This is a genomic window from Bradyrhizobium sp. USDA 3240, assembly GCF_054063295.1.
Genome location: NZ_JBSSGD010000002.1, coordinates 1792501 through 1810078 on the forward strand (window position 1 = coordinate 1792501; position 17578 = coordinate 1810078).

Sequence of the window (17578 nt, forward strand, 5' to 3'; positions counted from 1 at the left end):
AGGCGCGATCGGGGATCAGCGGATCACGCGCGCTTTTGCGTTCAGTCCAGGCGGCGGCTGGCCAAGGCTCCGCCGGCTGTAGGCGATCGAAGCGCTAGCCGACCCGCCCGACCCGATCCGTTTCGACGGCGCGCAGATAGTCCAGCATCAGGCGGCCGGTCCCGGAAAGCCGCGCGGCATCGCGGACCACGATCTTCAGCTCGCGCCGCCCCCAATCGTCACGCAGCGGGATGGCACGAAGGCCCATACCGGCGCCGACCACCGCGAAGGCGCGATCCGGAATCAGGCCGAGGCCCATATTGGCCTGCACCATGCGGCAGACCGCATCGAAACCGGGCACGTTGATGCGCAGCCGCATCGTCTTGCCGGCCTGCGTCGCCGCGTATTGCGAACGCAGATAGATCGAGCTCGCGGTGTGCAGGCCGATATGGTCGAAATCGAGCGTCTCGGTGAACAGCAATTTCTCGCGACCGGCCAGCGGATGGTCCCCCCGCATCACCACCACCAGATTGTCGTAGCGATAATGGAAGGCTTCGAGCGCGCGGCTGTCGGCCTCGGCCGAGCAGATGCCGATCTCGGCCGCGCCCTCCTCGATGCCGCGGACCACCTGCCCGCTCGGCCGCTCCTGCAGATCGACGCGAAGCAGCTCGTGCGCCGCGAAGAAGGCGGAGAGGTCCTCGGGCAAATACTGCACGATCGCCGAGAGGTTGGCGAGCATGCGGACATGGCCGCGCACGCCTTGCGAATATTCCGACAGCTCGACCGCGATCTTCTCGACGTTGAGCAGCGTGACCCGGGCGTGATGCAGCAGCGCCTCGCCGGCCGGCGTCAACGCCATGCCCTTGGCGAGCCGCTTGAACAGCGTGACGCCGAACGCCAGCTCGAAATCATTCATCCGCTTCGACACTGCCGATGCCGCGATCCCCTCGCGCTGCGCGGCGCGGGTGAGATTCTGCTCGTCGCAGACCGCGACGAACAGGCGGAGCGTGGTGAGATCGACCCGGCGGGTGAGCGCGGTCTCCGCCGGCGTGGCGGCGCGCGGGATGTCGACGTCGATGGAGGCAAGCGGCATGGGCGGCGTCCCCGGGGAAGACCGCAGGGTAGCGCTGGAGGTGGCGCGGAAGATTCCAAAGCAGTGCGGGATAAAGCGGATTGTTGGGATGAGATTCCAACAATGGTCAAGTAAGGCGGATTTTATCCCAAGCAGATCACCCATAGCCGTCATTGCGAGGAGCGGAGCGACGAAGCAATCCATGCATCGGCAAGCCGTGAGATGGATTGCTTCGCTGCGTTCGCAATGACGGGAAAGCTCTGTTCCCCGTCACGTCCGCGCAAAGGCTTCGCCCTTGTCGCTTGAGGTGCGAGCGAAGCGAGCCTCGAAGGGCGACGGCGCGGGTCCTTCCGCGAAGGGATCGCGACGTGCTGAAGCAGTAGGGGCCGATTCATCCTTCGAGGCTCGCAAGAGCTCGCACCTCAGGATGACGGGTTTGAATGCGTGCGCCTCAAAACAAAAACGCGGCGCCAAAGCGCCGCGTTTCAACTTGTCGATCCTGCTCGCGTCGATCAGCCCACGACCTTGGCGGCCGGGACGTCGCGCTGGCGCTTCATCACGATCTTGTTCAGCGCGCCGAGATAGGCTTTTGCGGACGCGACCAGCGTGTCCGGATCGGCGGCACGCGCGGTCATCGAGCGGCCTTCGTGGGCGAGGCGGACCGAGACTTCGGCCTGCGCGTCGGTGCCTTCGGTCACGGCGTGAACCTGGTAGAGCTCCAGCTTGGCCTCGTGCGGCACCAGGCGCTTGATGCAGTTGAAGACGGCATCGACCGGGCCGTTGCCCTCGGCTTCCTCGATCTTGATCTGGCCGTCGACGTCGAGCTTCATGGTCGCGCGCTGCGGGCCATGGGTACCGGCGATCACGGTCAGCGAGGCCAGCTTGATGCGGTCGTGCGCGGCCGCCATCTCCTGGTCGACCAGCGCCTCGATGTCCTCGTCGTAGATGTCCTTCTTGCGGTCGGCCAGCGCCTTCATCCGTGTAAAGGCATCCTCCAGCTGGTTGGCGCCGAGCTTGTAGCCCATCTCCTCCAGCTTGTGGATGAAGGCGTGGCGGCCGGAATGCTTGCCGAGCACGAGCGAGGACTGCTTCAGGCCGACCATCTCGGGCCGCATGATCTCGTAGGTCGAGGCGTCCTTCAGCACGCCGTCCTGATGGATGCCGCTCTCATGGGCGAACGCGTTGCGGCCGACGATCGCCTTGTTGTACTGCACCGGGAACGAGGTGGCAGCCGACACCACCTTCGAGGCGCGGGTCAGCTGCGTGGTGTCGATCTTGTTCCAGTACGGAAACTTGTCGTTCCGCACATTGATCGCCATCACGATCTCTTCCAACGCGGCATTGCCGGCGCGCTCGCCGATGCCGTTGACGGTGCATTCGACCTGCCGCGCGCCGCCGACGATGCCGGCCAGCGAATTCGCTACCGCCATGCCGAGGTCGTTGTGGCAATGGACCGAGAAGATCGCCTTGTCGGAATTCGGCACCCGCTCGATCAAGGTTCGCATGAAGTGGGTGTATTCCTCCGGCACCGTGTAGCCGACGGTGTCGGGGATGTTGACCGTGGTGGCGCCGGCCTTGATCACGGCTTCGACGATCCGGCACAGATAGTCCATCTCGCTGCGGGTGCCGTCCTCGGCCGACCATTCGACGTCGTCGATCTGGTTGCGGGCGCGGGCGACCATCGCGACCGAGGTCTCGATGACCTCCTCGGGGGTCTTGTTCAGCTTCACGCGCATGTGCAGCGGCGAAGTCGCGATCACGGTGTGGACACGGCCGCGGCGGGCGAACTTGACGGCTTCGGCGCAGCGGTCGATGTCGGCCGGATGGGCGCGGGAGAGGCCCGCGATGACCGCGTTCTTGGAGCGGCGGGCGATCTCGCTGACCGCCTGGAAGTCGCCTTCCGAGGTGATCGGGAAGCCGGCCTCGATGACGTCGACGCCCATATCGTCCAGCAACTCGGCGACCTCGAGCTTCTCCTCGAAGGTCATGGTGGCGCCGGGGCACTGCTCGCCGTCGCGCAGGGTGGTGTCGAAAATGATGACGCGGTCCTTATCGGACTTATCAGCGGTGGCCATGTCAGAAATTCCTTTAAGCTTGGCGCCCGTCTCGTTGCTCCTTGAGCAATTACCTGGGCGATTGTCGGGGTCCGGTGATCTCGTACAAACCCCTGAGTGCCCAGGCGCAAATGCCCAGCCGGCCCTCAGGGGCAGGTAAGAAGCAGGCCGCCAATAAGCAGGGTGGGCCGTGCGGCCGGGAACGTGGCGGTAGCCTGGGCCACCTCCCCCGAAATCCCATCGATTTGGCCGCGAATCAGCATTGCCAGACCCTGTTGAGCGCCGAAATCCTCGGGCAAAACCGTTGACGGTTGGTTGCCGGGAGCGCTTGGACGCCGTCGTTCTAGACGATTATGGCAAGCTGCCGCAATGGGGAAAGATGGTCAGCGGGGTTGACCTATCGTGCCGCATGGCTCGGCCCTGTCCCCTCACCGCCGGCCGCGCGAGGACGCGCGCAGGCTCGACGGCGAGCGGCCGTAGAGACCGGCGAAGGCGGCGTTGAAACGGCGGACGCTGCCGAAGCCGGCACGGAAGGCGATCTCGGTCATCGCATCGTCGGTGGTGTCGATCAGCCGCTTGGCGCGCTGCACGCGGCGGGTGGTCGCGACCTGCTGCGGGCTGGCGCCGACATGGCGCTCGAACAGCCGCCCGAGGTGGCGCGAGGTGATGCCGAGCCGGTCGGCCAACGCAGCAACCGAGCCGCGCTCGAGCGCGCCGCCGTCGATCAGCTTCAGCGCACGCGCAACCGTGGAGCGGGTGCCGTTCCAGGCCGGACAGAACGGCGCGGTTTCGGGACGGCAGCGCAGGCACGGCCGATAGCCCGCCGCCTCGGCCGCGGCGGCAGTGGGGTAGTAGGTGACGTTGCGCGGCAGTGGATGCTTCACCGGACAGACCGGGCGGCAATAGATCCGGGTGGTCTTCACCGCGGTGAAGAAGCGGCCATCATAGCGCGCGTCGCGCCGCAGCCGCGCAGCGTTGCAGACCTCGAAGCTGAGCATGATCGGACACTAGCGCATCGCGCGATCAGGGAAAGTGGCCTGCGGTGATGAGGTCCGATTCCGGCCAGCGCGAACCGCAGCACTGACCTAGATCGAGCCGATCGATCACCCCCTGGAGACATCGCAATGACGAGCCCAACCAACAAGGAAATCGTCCTCAACGCCTGGCAGACGTTCAGGACCCGCGACGCCGACCTGATCGCTGCCGCCTTCGCACCGGATGCCGAATGGATCGCGCCGGCCCGCAACGCCACCGCGGTCGCGCTCGATCACACCGATCACATGATCGGCGCGGATGCGATCGCCCGCTTCATCGCAACCGAGATGCACCGCCTGTTCTCCGAGGTCGACATCGCGTTCCGTGCCGTTCATGCCGACGGCGACTGCGTGATCGTCGAGGAGCGCATGCGCGCGACGCTGCCGGGCGGCCGGCCCTACGACAACGACTATTGCTTCGTGTTCGTGGTCGAGGCGGGCCGCATCAAGCAGGTGCGGGAATACATGGATACGCGCAAGGGCTGGCAGATGGTGTTTGGAGAAGCCGCGGTGTGAGGACGGCCACTGCCGACCGGTGAGGGACGCGCTGCCGAAGGGCTCCCTCCCCTTTCGTTCCTGACATGGACAATCGGCGCCGGGGTAAAAGGCGGGGCGCGACCCGCTCGCAGCGAAACCTTTCCTACACCATGACTCCTCGCGTGGCTGCGGCGCCAACCGCAACACGTATGCGGCCGGGCAAATCAATCTTTGCTCAACTGGTTGCATCTAGTGTGCCGGCGGCGACCGGCTATTAGGGCGCGTCCTTTGGTTGGTTAAGGAGATATCAGGATCATGCCCACGACGAACCTGGCCGATGGGCCCAATCAGCGCCAAGCCGGCTTCAATCTCTTCCTGGTCGGATTCCTGATCCTGTTCCTCGAACTCGCCTGCATCCGCTGGTTCTCGGCCAAGGTCGTGTTCCTGCAATTCTTCACCAACATCGTGCTGCTCGCGGCCTTCCTCGGCATGTCCTGCGGCTGCCTTGCTGCGCGGCGGACCACCAACTGGCTTGCGCTGTTTCCGGGGCTCGCCCTCGTGACCTTCGCCGCCGTGGCCACGATCATGATGCTGTATTCCAACTGGGGCCAGTTCGCGGTCGACGTCGGCCATCAGGCCTCGCCGCAGGAAGTGTTTTTCGGCACCGAGTATCGCAACCCGGATCTCGCCAAATTCGTCGTGCCGATCGAGGCGATCGCCGGGCTGTTCTTCGTGCTGATCGCGCTGATGTTCGTCGGCCTCGGCCAGACGCTCGGCCGCGCCTTCGACGCCTACCCCAACCGCGTCGCCGGCTATTCGCTGAATATCGGCGGCAGCCTCGCGGGCATCGTCGGGTTCTCGCTGCTGTCGTTCGCACAGGCGCCGCCGGTGGTCTGGTTCGGGATCAGCTGCGCCGGCATCGTCTATTTGCTCTACCAGGACAAGGCGCTGTCACTGCTGCGCCTCGTGACGATCATCGTCGTGGTGGGATTTACCGCCTACTACACCGATCGCTCCGACAGCCACGACATCCGTTGGTCGCCCTACTACGCCGTCGACCTCAACAAATCGAACGGCGTGATCACCGTCAACAGCATCGGCCATCAGGAAATGATGCCGTTCAGCGAACGCGGCTCGTCCTATTCGTTGATCCATCTGCTGCAGCAGCACAGCGGCGGCGCGCCGTTCAAGGACGTCATGATCATCGGCGCCGGCTCCGGCAACGACCTCGCCCACGCCTTGCGCTTCGGCGTGGAGCGCATCGATGCGGTCGAGATCGATCCCGTGATCCAGAACATCGGCATCCACAACCATCCCGACAAGCCCTATCAGGATCCGAGGGTGGTGCCGCATCTCGACGACGGCCGGCATTTCCTTCGCACCACCGAACGCAAATACGATCTGGTGGTGTATGCGCTCGTCGACTCGCTGATCCTGCACAGCGGCTACGCCAACATCCGCCTCGAAAGCTATCTGTTCACCGAACAGGCGTTCCAGGACGTCCGCCGCGTGCTGAAGCAGGACGGCGTCTTCGTGATGTACAACTACTATCGGCAGGGCTGGATCGTGCAGCGCGTCGCCGAGATGGCGAAGCAGGTGTTCGGCTGCGATCCGCTGGTGCTGCCGCTGCCCTACAAGGAAACGCTGACCTCGTCCGAAGCGGTCGGCTTCACCACCATCATCGCGGGCTGCAATCCGCGCATCTCCACCGCGTTCCGCGACCGCGGCCAGTTCTGGCTGAACAGCATTCCGCCGGAGAATCTGGCGGTCGACGGCTTCGAGAAGCCACAGGACAAGGCAACCGCCCAGCACGGCGACTGGGTGCCGCTGGCGCCGGCGAAACTGGTGGTCGACAATGAAGGCGCCAAGCAATCGACCAGCGACGACTGGCCGTTCCTCTATGTCAGCGGCAGGCTGATCCCCGACCTGACCGTTCGCTCGATGATCCTGCTCGGCGTGCTCGGGCTTGGCCTGGTCTATCTGTTCAAGCCGAAGGGCGCCTGGCGGCCCAACAACCGGATGTTCTTCCTCGGCGCGGCGTTCATGCTGCTCGAGACCAAGGCAGTCGTGCAGATGGCGCTGTTGTTCGGCAGCACCTGGCTGGTCAACTCGGCGGTGTTCTTCACCGCGCTATTGTTGATCCTCGCCGCCAATTTGTACGTGATCAAGGTGCCGTCCACCCGGCTGGCGCGGCACTATGCCGGGCTGCTGGCGCTGCTGGCGGTCTCGGTGCTGGTGCCGCTGGACACGTTCCTCAGCGGCGGCATCGTCTGGCGCTACGTGATCCCGTGCGCGCTGGCGCTCGGCCCGATGTTCTTCGCCGGCGTGATCTTCGCCCGCTCGTTCCGCGACGAAGCCAATCCCGATCAGGCGTTCGGATCCAACATCGCGGGATCGGTCATCGGCGGCCTCGCCGAGTCGTGCTCGACCCTGCTCGGCTTCCGCTATCTCCTGATCGTCGCGATCGGCTTCTATCTTCTGTCCGCCTGGATGCCTTCGCGCAAGGGCTAGCGACTGGTGTGCTTGATGCCGTACGGGGGCGAGGGACCCGCCTAGGGTTGCCTCCCCCGTCGCAGGGGCGCATTGCCAAAATATCGAAAACAACCCCATGCACAGTAGCCGACGGCTGCCGGCGTTCGACATGGCAGCTTGACACGTCGGGCAAATCAGCAGTATTTTTCTATTATTCCGAAATCTTGCAAGCCCCGCGAGCGAGAGAAAAACGCGGCGCTACTTTTTCACCGCCTCCTTCTTCGCGGGCACCTTGTTTTCCACTGCGCCCTTGCCTTCGGCTTCCAGCGCCCCGCGGACGCGCTTGAATTCGCTCAGTTCGGCCTTGTCGACCTCGGGGAATTTCAGCTCGAGCCTGTCGAGCGCATTGACGATGGTCGAGCCGATCACGACGCGGGCGAACCATTTGTGGTCGGCGGGGACGATGTGCCAGGGCGCATCCCCGGTCGCGGTGTGGTGGATCATGTCCTGATAGGCCGCCTGGTATTTGGCCCACAGCGCGCGCTCGGTGACGTCGGCCATCGAGAACTTCCAGTTCTTGGCCGGCTCCTCGAGCCGGTCGAGGAAGCGCCGGCGCTGCTCCTCCTTGGAGACATGCAGGAAGAATTTCAGGATCATGGTGCCGTTGCGCGACAGATAGCGCTCGATCGCGGCAATGTCCTCGAAGCGCTCGCGCCAGATGTCCTTGGTCACCAGCTTCTTCGGGAGCTTCTGCTTGCCGAGCACCTCGGGATGCACCCGCACCACCAGGCATTCTTCGTAATAGGAGCGGTTGAAGATGCCGATGTGGCCGCGCTCCGGCAGCGCGATCATGGCGCGCCACATGAAGTCGTGGTCGAGTTCCTTGGCCGAGGGCTGCTTGAACGAGGAGACCTCGCAGCCCTGCGGATTGACGCCCTCGAACACGCTCTTGATCGCACTGTCCTTGCCGGCGGCGTCCATGCCCTGGAAGATCAGAAGCAGCGACCAGCGGTCCTGGGCGTAGAGCTTCTCCTGGAAGTCGTTGAGCCGCTTGCGGTTGGCCTCGATGATCTTGCCGCCGGCGTCCTTGTCGATGCCGCCCTTCTCGGCGGTCGGATACGACTTCAGGCGAAATTCGCCTGCGCCGTCGAAGCGGAACGGTGCGACAAAGGGTTTCAGTTCATCGGCGAGCGATGGGGACGGTTTGCTGCTCATGGCCTCTCGACGGCTTGCGTGGCGATTTGATCCGGTCGATCACGCTACCAAGAATGCCCTTGGGCAGGAAGATGATGAACAGCACCAGCAGCACGCCATAGACCAGATTGTCCCAGCCGACCGCCTTGGTGCCGAACGAGATGCGCAGCACCTCGGCCAGCACGATGGTGATGATGGCGCCGACCGTCGGTCCCAGCGCGACATAGACGCCGCCGACGATCGCGGCGAACACCATCTGCAAGGAGACCGCGATACCGCTCACGGTGTCCGGCGAGATGAACATCTGGTACTGGCAGTAGAGCGCACCGGCGAGCGCGGTCATCAGCGCACTGATCAGCGTGACCTTGAGCTTCTCGGCGGTGACATTGACGCCGGCGGCTGCCGCCGCATCCTCATCCTCCGAGATCGCCTCCATGGCGTGGCGGATCATGCTGCGGTCGATCGCGCGCCAGATCACGAGGCCTGCGACCCAGACCGCGAGCGCGATCAGATACCAGGTTATCTTGTCGTCGAATTGCAGCGCGAACAGCCCCTTGCCGCTCGGCGCGCGCTGCGGCGTATAGCCGAGCGAGCCGCCGGTATAGTCGCGGGTCGCGGTGATGACCTGCAGCACGATGCCGGACAGCGCCAGCGTCACCAGCACGAAATAGTGCCCGGTGATGCGGAAGCGGAAGCAGGGATAGGCGACGATCAGCGCGAGCACACCCGCGGTCGCCATGCTCAGGGGGATGCCGATCCAGGGCGAGACGCCGAGGTGATTCCACAGCAGCGCGGTGACATAGGCGCCGATGCCCATGAAGCCGCCATGGCCGAGCGAGACCAGGCCGAAGCGGCCCATGATCGACCACGACGTATAGGCGAACGACCAGATCAGGATCAGCACCAGCACGTGCAGGTGATAGGGATCACGATGCACGAAAGGCAGCGCGACGAGTGCGAGCAGCGCGATGATCCAGAAGGCCGCCTGCCTGTTCACGAGCGCCTCGCGAGCAGGCCCGCGGGCCGGATGAACATCATGACGATGAAGAAGGCGAAGGCCAGCACGTAGCCCCATTCAAGATCGGAGAACAGGCCGCCGAGCGAGATGATCTCGGCGAACACGAAGGCCGCAATGAAGCCGCCGATGAAATTGCCGAGACCGCCGAGCACACAGATCAGGAAGGTGATCGGTCCGAACGACAACCCGACGAACGGATGCACGTCATATTGGAGCACCAAGAGGCACGCCGCGAGCCCGGCGAGCCCGCCGCCGATCGCCGAGGTGACGAGATAGATGCGCCTGGGGTCGACGCCCATCAGCGGCATGATCTGGCGGTCCTGCGCGATGGCGCGGATCGCGGTGCCGGTGAAGGTGCGGGTCAGGAACAGATAGACGCCGACCATGCCGACCAGCGCTGCGCCGAACGATAATAGTCGCGCGTAGCTGAAATTCATCTCGCCGAGCGCCAGCACCGGCAGGCGGATGCCGAGATTGCGGAAGTCGATGCCGAAGGCGACGGTGGCGAAGCTCTGCAGGATGAAGAGCACGCCGCCGGTGGCGAGCAGCTGGTTGATCGGCGGCGCCGTCAACAGCGGCGCGATGACCAGGAAATGCAGCGCGGCGCCGAGCAGCGCCACAAGCAGGATGACGAGCGGCGCGGCGGCCCAGTACGGCAGATGAAAGACCTGCACGAGATAGTACATGCCGTACATGCCGATCATCACGAGCTCGGCGTAGCAGATCCAGGTGACGTCGATGACGCCGAAGATCAGGTTCAGCCCGAGCGCCAGCAGCGCCAGCACGCCGCCGAGCAGGATGCCGTTGATGATGGCCTCCAGCAGGTAGATGTCGAAGATGTCGAGGAAGGATTGCATGGCGGTTCTGCCCTACACCGTGACGTCGTCAGCTAGGTGAACCAGTACACCCGTCATCCTGAGGTGCGAGCGGAGCGAGCCTCGAAGGATGCACGGCCGCCAGCCGGGCCGTACATCCTTCGAGACGCCGCTTCGCGGCTCCTCAGGATGACGGGAGAATGAGTGAACGCACTTGCCCGCCAGTGTCATCATCCTACACCCCGAGATACGCCTGCTTGATGGTGTCGCTGGCCGCGAGCTCCGCCGCCGTGCCGGCGGCGCGGATGCTGCCGGCTTCCAGGAGATAGGCGCGGTCGACCACGCGCAGCACCTGCTGCACGTTCTGCTCCACGATCAGCACCGTCAGCCCGCTGGCGCGGATGCGCTTGACCAGCTCGAACACCTGCTGCACCACGACCGGCGCGAGCCCGGCCGAGGGCTCGTCGAGCAGCAGCAGTTTCGGGTTCGACATCAGCGCGCGGCCGATCGCGCACATCTGCTGCTCGCCGCCCGACATGGTGCCGGCCATCTGGTGACGTCGCTCCTTCATGCGCGGGAACAGCTCGAACACGAAATCGAGCCGCTCGGCGTAGTGCGCACGGGCGCCGGGCATGTAGGCGCCCATCTTCAGATTGTCGTCGACGGTGAGCCGCGGAAATAGCCTGCGGTTCTCCGGCACATGCGCAATCCCGAGGCTGACGATGCGATGCGCCGGCGTCCTGACGACGTCGACCCCCTCCATCGATATCTTGCCGTTACGCGGGCGGATCAGGCCGGAGATCACACGCATCAAGGTGGTCTTGCCGGCACCGTTCGGACCGATCACACCGACCGCCTCGCCCGCCTTGACGTCGAGGCTGACGTCGAACAGCGCCTGGAAGCTGCCATAACCCGCGTCGATCGATCGGAGCTCCAGCATGCTGGTCACGCCCCGATCCGGCGGCGCGCCTGCTCGGCGACGGCAGCAGCCAGGCTCGCATCCGCATCGGTGCCGAGATAGACCTCGATCACTTTTGCATCGCCGGCGACATCAGCCGGCAGGCCCTCGGCGATCTTCTCGCCGTGATCCAGCACCATCACGCGATCGACCACCCGCATCAAGACGCCCATGATGTGCTCGACCCAGATGATGGTGATGCCGAGCTCGTCGCGGATCCGGCGCAGCATGTCGGCGGCCTGGTCCATCTCGGTTTCGTCGAGCCCGCCGAGGCTTTCATCGGCCAACAACAATTTCGGTCCCGTGGCGAGCGCCTTGGCCAGTTCGAGCTTCTTCAGTCCGGCGGCGCCCAGGCCCTCGACGCTGGCGTGGCGATCGGTCGGCAGGCCGACCATCGCCAGCGCGCGTTCGGCCGCCTCCTCGGCCTTGCTGCGGCTGTGGCGACCCTGGCCGTAGAAGCCGGCGAGCACGACGTTCTCGAAAATGCTCAGCCGATGAAACGGCCGCGGGATCTGGAAGGTGCGGCCGATGCCGCCGACGATGATCCGGTGCGGGGCAAGCCCCGCGATCTCGCGGCCGTCGAACAGGATCGAGCCCTCGGTCGGCGGCAAGGTGCCCGAGAGCATGTTGAAGATCGTGCTCTTGCCCGAGCCGTTCGGGCCGATCAGGCCGAGGATCTCGCCCTGCTCGACGCGGAACGACACGTTGTTGACGGCGCGAAAGCCGCCAAACCGCTTGACCAGGCCTTCGACGGCGAGCACGGCGTCCCCTTCGCGAGCGAGCTATTTGTAGCTGTAGGTGGTGCCGGCCGGCAGCGGCAGCACGGTCTCGCGCTGCATCTGGCTCTTCGGCCACACCACATAGGATTTGTCATCGATATATTGCAGCACCACCGGGAACGAGCGCGCGTTCTGCCCGGCGTACTGCTCGCCCTCGCCGTAGAACTTCACACCGTAACCGAGCATGGTGCCGCCCTCTGGAATGTCGGTGTCGAGTGCCGCCTTGCGCAGGGCATCCGGATCGACGCCGCCATACTTCTTGATCGCGCGCGGCAGCACGTCGTCGAGGAACACATAGGCGTTGGCCGCGCCGATGCCGACATGGGCGGAGCGGATCGACACGCCGGGCTTCAGCCGGTCGAACTCCTCGCCGACCATCTTGATAACCGGCGGCAGCTTGGCATCCATGCCGCTCTGGTTGGCGAGCCAGATCGAGATCGGGTCGGTGTTGAAGAGATAATTGGCGTCGGCGCCGAGGCCTTCCTTCAGCTTCTCATAGACGCCGTAGCCCGCGCCGTGGCCGACGATGGCGCCGAACTTCAGCCCCTGCTCGCGCGCCTGGCGGAATAGGAGCGTAATGTCCGGATTGTAGCCGGTGTGGAAGATCACGTCAGGCTTGGCGCGCTTGAGCTTGGTGACCAGTGCCGACAGATCGGGCGCAGTCGCCGAATAGCCCTCCTTGAGCACGACGTTGAAGCCGGCTTTCTTCGCACCGGCCTCGTTGCCCTTGGCGACGTCGACGCCATAGGCGCCGTCCTCATGGATGATGGCAACACGGAGGTCCTTCGGCTCCTTGCCGAACTTGGACATGGAGTATTGCGCGATGAAGTCGGTCGTCATCATGCCGTACTGATTGCCTGCGGCCTGCGGACGGAACACATATTTGTAGTTCTTGCCGTCGAACACGCCCGAGGAGATGCAGGTCGTGATCCACATGAACTTCTTCATCTGGTCGACCCTCGCTGCCACCGGTACGCATTGCGCCGAGGAGAAGAAGCCCATCACCATATCGACCTTTTCCTGCTCGAGCAGGCGGACGGCCTCGTTGATGGCAATATCCGGCTTGCTCTGCGCGTCGGCATAGACCGCCTCGACCTTGTAACCCTCGACACCGGTCTTGGCGTAATGGTCGAGCATGATCTTGACGCCGGTATATTGCAGCTCGGAGCCGCCGCCGGCCAGCGGACCGGTCAAATCGAAGATCACGCCGATCTTGATCTTCTTGTCCTGCGCATGCGCGGCACCGACCACGCCCAACGCCGCAAGCGCGAGAGACAGACCCGCGAGCCAGCGGGCGGCCTTCCTGACCGGCATGAATCCCTCCCCAGAGATTGTGCACTGCATTTTTTGTTTTCGTTCGGCCCTATCACATGGGGAGCGGCCGATGATGTCAAGCGCGATGGCTGCGTCGCCACGGCGCAGGTGTGATCAAAGCTTCAGCAAATGGTTGCGGACGCATGGGCGGGTCGACAGCCGACCAGACCGAATACCAAGAGCGCCGCTCAGGGTTTCAGGGCTAGTCTACTGTGAAAAGAAAAGGACTGACTGAAACGAGCCGCGTTCCGTCGCTCGTTTGCTTCACTTGAAATTCTATCTCTTTTTCCGCGCTCGTATCCAGGACGCTAACGGACAGTATTGCAATGCAAGTGACTTCCCGCGTTGCCTTATCCTTGGACTTTACGAGTATCGTGCCGTCCAGGCTGTAGACAGCGCTTTTCTTTGCACCGTCCAAGATCGCCGATTTTTCGGTCTCCGATTTCGCAGCATTCATCATTGCTTCAAGCGAACTCGAGTATTTGAGAGTAAAAGTCACCAGCTTGTTGTTTTGATCGTCCGAAAATGTCCTGAGTACCGAACTGCGGGCATCCAAGGAACGACACTGCTGCTCCGCAATTTGATCCGCTTCGCCACAGCCGCTCAACAGCAGCAGCAGAACGAAGCGTGCCAGAAGCGCCTGCCCTTCCCTGATAGGTCTCATTGGACTGCCCGCGTCGGATTGCCCCGATACGCTTGCGCCAGACCGACGACGGAGCGTGACCGCGGGCAGATTGTTGTGCCGGAATTCCGGTCGGCCGTGCCATTGCACGGCCGCGATCCAAAGCGCGCCATCCCGGCGCCGCAACGGTCGGATTCCGCTTCGATCTGTGCCGAGCACCTCATCAAAGCGCCAGTCTACACTATTTGAATTCGGCGGCGTGGCGCTTCACGAAATCGCGCGTGTTCACCGGTACTTCGCCCGTGAGCGTGTATATGGTGTCCGTCATACGGTCGTAACGCCCCTGCCTGTTCAACTCGGTCATGGCCGAGAGATGGCTGACGACGTGCTCGGGAAATCCCGCCCGCCGAAGGCCTTCGCTCCACGCCGCGAGCGGGACGTCGCGATATCGGATGGGCCTGCCGAGCGCCTCGGAGAAAGCACGCGCATGGTGATTCAGATCGGCGGATTCGGGCCCCGTCAGATCGTAGATTCGTCCGATATGTGGTGCGGGATCGTCGAGGATCGCAGCGACCGCGCGCGCCACATCGACCGCCGAGATCGGCGAGGTCTTGCCATCGCCCATCGGACGCGCCAACTCGTCGGAGGCCCGCACGCCGGCGGCGGCGAGCATCAGAAAGAAGCCCTCAAGGAACACCGTCGGCCGCACCGTGACGACCGGCAGTCCCGACCAGGCCAGCGCCTGCTCCGCCAGCCAGTGCAGCCTCTGCTGCGGGCTGTCGGTGGTTTCGTTGATGCTCATCTGCGAGACCGTCATCTGCGACATGTTCACGAAAGCCTCAATGCCGTGGTGCCGCGCCACCGCGGCAGTGTTGATCGTGGCTTCCAGGTAAGCCGCCGAGACAGACATACCGAAATAGATACGCCGGCAACCTTCGATCGCGCGGTGCATCGAGGCGAGGTCCGTCAGGTCGCCCTTGACGACCTCGGCGCCGAGCCGCCGCAAGGCTTCGGCGCGCGCGTCCTCCCGCCGAACCAGGGCGCGCACCTTGTGGCCATTCCTGAGCAGGAATTCGGTGAGGCTACGGCCGATGCCGCCCACAGCGCCGGCTGCTCCGGTCACGAGAATCGGCTTGTCGTGCTTATGTTTCGTCGTCATGTTGCTGACCCTTGGGTTGCGTTCAAAGGACGAACTGCGTGATATCTGATGCCCGGGGGCTTGAACCGGGAGACGGTGCGCATTGTGCTGCGACCCGACCTCAGCGCGTCGACAACCCGGCCTGCCGCATGACGAAGCGCTGGATCCGCGGGATGACGATGATCAACATCGGGACGATCACGACGTAGCTCGTTGCTGCGGCCTTCAGCCAGCGCACGGCGAAATCGGGCTGGAACCCATAGTTCATAGCGAGACCGACGAACGACATGCTGGTCGACGTGATCAGGCCGGTGATCATGGAGATCGAGGGGCCAATCAGTTTCGGGGAAAGGGCCATTTGCCTGCTCCTGGGTTCGGGTTTATTATTTAGACGACGTATAACTTATACATTGTAAAAGCAAGAGAGCCAATGCCGAGAACTGCCGATCCGGAGCTGCCTCACAGGATCTTGAAGGCCGCCGACACGCTGTGGCAGTCGGGCGGCGAGGAGGCCGTGACGATCCGCGGCGTGGCCGCGGAAGCAGGCACGACGACGCCGACGGTCTATAGCTACTACGCCGACCGGGAGGCGTTGCTGACGGCGTTACGCACGCTGGCTTTTCAGCGCTTCTCGGCCTACCTCGCAAAATCCCGCGACTTTCAGGACACCTGCGTACGGCATCTCGAGTTCGGCAGCACCCACCCCCGCGACTATGAATTGCTCTACGGGCGCGGCTGGATGGAGCGTGTCACCACGGGTGCGCAGGCCGGCGAGATCGAGCGATACACCACCCATATCGTGCGCGCCGGTGTCGATGAAAACAGGGCCGCGCACATCGCCTATCCGATCATGATGATGCTGCACGGCGTGGTGATGCATCGGCTGTTGAACAAGAAGCCGGGTCCCCTCGGCCGGACGATTGCAGCAGCCTGCCTCGACGCCTGCATGACGCTGCTCGAAAGTGCGCGGCAGGGGAAATAGCGGAGCGCGGCGCCAGCCACGCCCAGCGCCGCAAGCGCGACAGACAGACCCGCAAGCCAGCGGGCGAAGGCCACAGCTCGGTGTGCCATTTCGGCAAGCGAGCTCCGGGCGGAGCCGGGTGCAGTGCGATCTCGGCGACTTGAGCCTATTCCGCGCTCGTACCGACTGCTGCGTGGATGGCACGGCAGTGCCGTACCAGCGCATCGTGCGAGACCACGAATTTCTTCAACGGCGTCTCGATGTCGTAGAAGTAGATGTTGGCCACGAAGCCATAGATGCTGGCGTCGATGCTCGTCGGTGTGTCGCCATGCACATAGCCTTGGCCCGGGATCAGGCTCGCCAGCGCGGCGAGATCGGCGAGCCCACGGGCCATCGCGGCGTCGGGCTCGAAGCGGCCAATGCCCTGGTAGTAATAGCGCTGCGCGTTGAACTCCTTGGCCTTCATCAACCCGTCATCGGTGAGGCCCGGATGCTCGCGCTTGAGCGCATCGCGAAACTGGGGCCAGTACCGCTCGTCCTGCCAGCGCGAATAGGACATCACCCAGTAGAGATCGTCGAGCGTGCGCGTGACGAGGAGATTGGTCGTGCGTTGCGCCGGCGTCAACGCCGCATCCAGCGTCACGCTATATTTGTCGGTGACATAGGCGAGGATAGTCTCGCTGTCGCCGACGGTGTCGTCGCCGTCGACGATATAGGGCAATTGCTGGCGCGGCGCCTTCGACGCATCAAAAATGTGCTCGTGCCGGAACGGCACGTCGGCGAGCTTCAGAAAGGCGAACACCTTTAAGCCGTAGCCGTTGTTGTCGGCGACGCCGAACAGCGGTGGATAGGAATAGAGCGTGAGCATGCTGGTTCGCCACGTTCGAGACGGCTAACGATACCCCAAGACTGGTTCGTTGGAAACGTCAGCCAGGTCCTGGCAACGACCGCCTCACCCCGGAAGCGGACCCCTATGCGCCTATGCCGGCAGCTGCGTTTCGATGAACGCGGTGACGAAGCGCGGCATTGCGGAGTTGAGATCGGCGCGGCTTCGGACCAGATGGATGCCGACAAGTTCGGGATTTTTCTGGTGCGCGAGGTTGGATTCGATGCGCGCACGCAGCGTGTCCGCGGGCATGTCGACGCGCAGGATCTGCATCATCGCGAGCGCAACGCCGGTGTAGATACAGTGCCAATCGGCATCCGCACGGCAATCCGCCGCGGTAAGCCCGGTCTCCTCCTCTAACTCGCGCATCACGCTTCCGGCGATATCGACGCTCTCGCCGCTGATGTCGTCGAGGTCGGGCGTGCCGGAAGGAAAATAGATGCGTCCGGCATTCGCGGTCCGCTCGCCCATCACGCCACACACGAAGGCGCCGTCGCTCGAGAGCAGCGCGCCCATGCCGAAGCCGTTGAAGACCTCAGTGTCCGGAAAGCCCCAGTCGCGCCAGGCGAGGAAGCTCGCGAAATCAGTCTCGAAATAGCGCGCGCTGAGCCGCTCGCCGGCAAACACGGGATCGCGCCCGAGCAGGACGCGGCCGTTCCACAGGTTCGGGTTGAGCCGCTGCTGCTCGGCGAAATGCGCGTCGATCTCGTCGCGCCGCTCGTCCGCGAACGGCCAGGGACGCTGCTGCAATGCCAGATCGAGCGTGGTGACGCGGCAAATCAGCGGAGACTGCATGTCGGGCACG

Annotated in this window: 17 protein-coding genes; 3 read left to right on the forward strand and 14 right to left on the reverse strand. The window is 64.0% G+C overall.

All coding sequences use genetic code 11. The features are described from left to right. Positions 1-94: 94 nt before the first annotated feature. The 3 genes from ACVIGA_RS09290 to ACVIGA_RS09300 all read right to left on the reverse strand — a co-directional run bounded on the left by ACVIGA_RS09290 (position 95) and on the right by ACVIGA_RS09300 (position 4103). Positions 95-1072: a LysR family transcriptional regulator gene (locus ACVIGA_RS09290; RefSeq protein WP_456666152.1), complete on the reverse strand. Its 978-nt coding sequence runs from the start codon at positions 1070-1072 to the stop codon at positions 95-97. Positions 1073-1563: 491 nt separating this feature from the next. Beyond that, entirely contained in the window at positions 1564-3126 is a 1563-nt protein-coding gene (locus tag ACVIGA_RS09295; protein WP_223975611.1) for a 2-isopropylmalate synthase, read from the reverse strand. Between the two features lie 407 nt (positions 3127-3533). Then, positions 3534-4103: a bifunctional transcriptional activator/DNA repair enzyme AdaA gene (locus ACVIGA_RS09300; RefSeq protein ID WP_212310436.1), complete on the reverse strand. Its 570-nt coding sequence runs from the start codon at positions 4101-4103 to the stop codon at positions 3534-3536. Positions 4104-4229: 126 nt separating this feature from the next. Between ACVIGA_RS09300 and ACVIGA_RS09305 the strand changes: the two genes are divergently transcribed. Both ACVIGA_RS09305 and ACVIGA_RS09310 read left to right on the forward strand, forming a co-directional pair. Further along, the gene (locus tag ACVIGA_RS09305; RefSeq protein ID WP_456666153.1) at positions 4230-4655 is read left to right on the forward strand and encodes a nuclear transport factor 2 family protein; all 426 of its coding nucleotides are present in this window, start codon (positions 4230-4232) and stop codon (positions 4653-4655) included. A gap of 276 nt (positions 4656-4931) precedes the next feature. Continuing rightward, on the forward strand, positions 4932-7127 hold the full coding sequence (locus ACVIGA_RS09310; protein ID WP_375776055.1) for a spermidine synthase: 2196 nt from the start codon (positions 4932-4934) through the stop codon (positions 7125-7127). A gap of 219 nt (positions 7128-7346) precedes the next feature. Here ACVIGA_RS09310 and ACVIGA_RS09315 read toward each other — a convergent pair whose 3' ends face one another. The 9 genes from ACVIGA_RS09315 to ACVIGA_RS09355 all read right to left on the reverse strand — a co-directional run bounded on the left by ACVIGA_RS09315 (position 7347) and on the right by ACVIGA_RS09355 (position 15284). Further along, the gene (locus ACVIGA_RS09315) at positions 7347-8303 is read right to left on the reverse strand and encodes a polyphosphate kinase 2 family protein (RefSeq protein ID WP_456666154.1); all 957 of its coding nucleotides are present in this window, start codon (positions 8301-8303) and stop codon (positions 7347-7349) included. Beyond that, positions 8269-9279 carry a branched-chain amino acid ABC transporter permease gene (locus tag ACVIGA_RS09320; RefSeq protein ID WP_375776057.1) on the reverse strand — a complete coding sequence of 337 codons (1011 nt, stop codon included), beginning with the start codon at positions 9277-9279 and terminating at the stop codon, positions 8269-8271. The genes ACVIGA_RS09315 and ACVIGA_RS09320 overlap by 35 nt, the downstream gene beginning before the upstream one ends. Further along, the gene (locus ACVIGA_RS09325; protein WP_456666155.1) at positions 9276-10157 is read right to left on the reverse strand and encodes a branched-chain amino acid ABC transporter permease; all 882 of its coding nucleotides are present in this window, start codon (positions 10155-10157) and stop codon (positions 9276-9278) included. Before ACVIGA_RS09325 ends, ACVIGA_RS09320 begins: the two co-directional genes overlap by 4 nt. Before the next feature lie 193 nt (positions 10158-10350). Further along, complete coding sequence (locus ACVIGA_RS09330) at positions 10351-11055, reverse strand: ABC transporter ATP-binding protein (protein WP_456670772.1); 705 nt, start codon at positions 11053-11055, stop codon at positions 10351-10353. Between the two features lie 5 nt (positions 11056-11060). Next, positions 11061-11834: an ABC transporter ATP-binding protein gene (locus ACVIGA_RS09335; RefSeq protein ID WP_375776059.1), complete on the reverse strand. Its 774-nt coding sequence runs from the start codon at positions 11832-11834 to the stop codon at positions 11061-11063. A 21-nt stretch (positions 11835-11855) separates the two neighbouring features. Continuing rightward, a complete protein-coding gene (locus ACVIGA_RS09340) occupies positions 11856-13166 on the reverse strand; it encodes an ABC transporter substrate-binding protein (protein ID WP_456666156.1) in 1311 nt (436 codons plus the stop codon). Positions 13167-13368: 202 nt separating this feature from the next. Then, positions 13369-13830, reverse strand: a complete 462-nt coding sequence (locus ACVIGA_RS09345; protein WP_456666157.1) for a hypothetical protein — start codon at positions 13828-13830, stop codon at positions 13369-13371. Positions 13831-14029: 199 nt separating this feature from the next. Beyond that, entirely contained in the window at positions 14030-14947 is a 918-nt protein-coding gene (locus tag ACVIGA_RS09350; RefSeq protein WP_456666158.1) for an SDR family NAD(P)-dependent oxidoreductase, read from the reverse strand. A 100-nt stretch (positions 14948-15047) separates the two neighbouring features. After that, a complete protein-coding gene (locus ACVIGA_RS09355; RefSeq protein ID WP_456666159.1) occupies positions 15048-15284 on the reverse strand; it encodes a DUF2798 domain-containing protein in 237 nt (78 codons plus the stop codon). A gap of 72 nt (positions 15285-15356) precedes the next feature. On the opposite strand from ACVIGA_RS09355, the gene ACVIGA_RS09360 reads away from it, so the two are divergent. Then, a complete protein-coding gene (locus ACVIGA_RS09360; RefSeq protein ID WP_456666160.1) occupies positions 15357-15908 on the forward strand; it encodes a TetR/AcrR family transcriptional regulator in 552 nt (183 codons plus the stop codon). A gap of 145 nt (positions 15909-16053) precedes the next feature. Here ACVIGA_RS09360 and ACVIGA_RS09365 read toward each other — a convergent pair whose 3' ends face one another. Beyond that, on the reverse strand, positions 16054-16755 hold the full coding sequence (locus ACVIGA_RS09365; protein WP_456666161.1) for a glutathione S-transferase C-terminal domain-containing protein: 702 nt from the start codon (positions 16753-16755) through the stop codon (positions 16054-16056). Between the two features lie 111 nt (positions 16756-16866). Continuing rightward, entirely contained in the window at positions 16867-17568 is a 702-nt protein-coding gene (locus ACVIGA_RS09370; RefSeq protein WP_456666162.1) for an NUDIX hydrolase, read from the reverse strand. Positions 17569-17578: the final 10 nt, after the last annotated feature.

What these genes read in the sequence shown, in the direction of transcription:
- ACVIGA_RS09290 (WP_456666152.1), bottom strand. Translation starts at nt 1,072, where the DNA reads ATGCCGCTTGCCTCCATCGACGTCGACATCCCGCGCGCCGCCACGCCG.
- ACVIGA_RS09295 (WP_223975611.1), bottom strand. Translation starts at nt 3,126, where the DNA reads ATGGCCACCGCTGATAAGTCCGATAAGGACCGCGTCATCATTTTCGAC.
- ACVIGA_RS09300 (WP_212310436.1), bottom strand. Translation starts at nt 4,103, where the DNA reads ATGCTCAGCTTCGAGGTCTGCAACGCTGCGCGGCTGCGGCGCGACGCG.
- ACVIGA_RS09305 (WP_456666153.1), top strand. Translation starts at nt 4,230, where the DNA reads ATGACGAGCCCAACCAACAAGGAAATCGTCCTCAACGCCTGGCAGACG.
- ACVIGA_RS09310 (WP_375776055.1), top strand. Translation starts at nt 4,932, where the DNA reads ATGCCCACGACGAACCTGGCCGATGGGCCCAATCAGCGCCAAGCCGGC.
- ACVIGA_RS09315 (WP_456666154.1), bottom strand. Translation starts at nt 8,303, where the DNA reads ATGAGCAGCAAACCGTCCCCATCGCTCGCCGATGAACTGAAACCCTTT.
- ACVIGA_RS09325 (WP_456666155.1), bottom strand. Translation starts at nt 10,157, where the DNA reads ATGCAATCCTTCCTCGACATCTTCGACATCTACCTGCTGGAGGCCATC.
- ACVIGA_RS09330 (WP_456670772.1), bottom strand. Translation starts at nt 11,055, where the DNA reads ATGCTGGAGCTCCGATCGATCGACGCGGGTTATGGCAGCTTCCAGGCG.
- ACVIGA_RS09340 (WP_456666156.1), bottom strand. Translation starts at nt 13,166, where the DNA reads ATGCCGGTCAGGAAGGCCGCCCGCTGGCTCGCGGGTCTGTCTCTCGCG.
- ACVIGA_RS09345 (WP_456666157.1), bottom strand. Translation starts at nt 13,830, where the DNA reads ATGAGACCTATCAGGGAAGGGCAGGCGCTTCTGGCACGCTTCGTTCTG.
- ACVIGA_RS09350 (WP_456666158.1), bottom strand. Translation starts at nt 14,947, where the DNA reads ATGACGACGAAACATAAGCACGACAAGCCGATTCTCGTGACCGGAGCA.
- ACVIGA_RS09355 (WP_456666159.1), bottom strand. Translation starts at nt 15,284, where the DNA reads ATGGCCCTTTCCCCGAAACTGATTGGCCCCTCGATCTCCATGATCACC.
- ACVIGA_RS09360 (WP_456666160.1), top strand. Translation starts at nt 15,357, where the DNA reads ATGCCGAGAACTGCCGATCCGGAGCTGCCTCACAGGATCTTGAAGGCC.
- ACVIGA_RS09365 (WP_456666161.1), bottom strand. Translation starts at nt 16,755, where the DNA reads ATGCTCACGCTCTATTCCTATCCACCGCTGTTCGGCGTCGCCGACAAC.
- ACVIGA_RS09370 (WP_456666162.1), bottom strand. Translation starts at nt 17,568, where the DNA reads ATGCAGTCTCCGCTGATTTGCCGCGTCACCACGCTCGATCTGGCATTG.